This window comes from Corallococcus sp. AB011P (assembly GCF_003611605.1).
GTDB classification, from domain to species: domain Bacteria; phylum Myxococcota; class Myxococcia; order Myxococcales; family Myxococcaceae; genus Corallococcus; species Corallococcus coralloides.
This window is the reverse complement of sequence record NZ_RAVX01000086.1, coordinates 1-401: the sequence shown is the minus strand read 5'-3', so window position 1 is coordinate 401 and position 401 is coordinate 1. Positions and strand designations below refer to the sequence as shown.

Sequence of the window (401 nt, the reverse complement as noted above, 5' to 3'; positions counted from 1 at the left end):
GACGCGGCGGAGCAACTTGGCGTGAGCGAGGCGCAGTTGCTCGCCACCGGTGTGGGTGAAGACGTCGTCCGGTTGGACCTGCGCCTCGACACGTTGTTGCCGCGCCTGGAGTCGCTGGGCAAGGTGATGACGCTCACGCGCAACGAGAGCGCCGTGCACGAGAAGCGCGGCCTGTACCGCAACGTCGAGGTGAACGGCGCCGTCGCGCTGGTGCTGGACGAGAACATCGACCTGCGGCTGTTCCTCACGCGCTGGCGCTTCGGCTTCGCGTTCCGGGAGGTCCGTCCGGAGGGCACGCGGCGCAGCCTGCACTTCTTCGACGGCACGGGCATGGCCGTTCACAAGGTCTACCTGGAGGACGAGGCCGGCGTCAGCGCGTTCGAGCGACTGGTGGAGGACTA

At 68.1% G+C, this 401-nt stretch carries 1 protein-coding gene; it reads left to right on the top strand.

Features of this window, described 5'->3' with window-relative positions:
- Positions 1-21: 21 nt before the first annotated feature.
- Positions 22-401, top strand: a 380-nt coding sequence (locus D7X30_RS41455; protein ID WP_304984756.1) for a ChuX/HutX family heme-like substrate-binding protein, incomplete at its 3' end; no start/stop codon positions are given.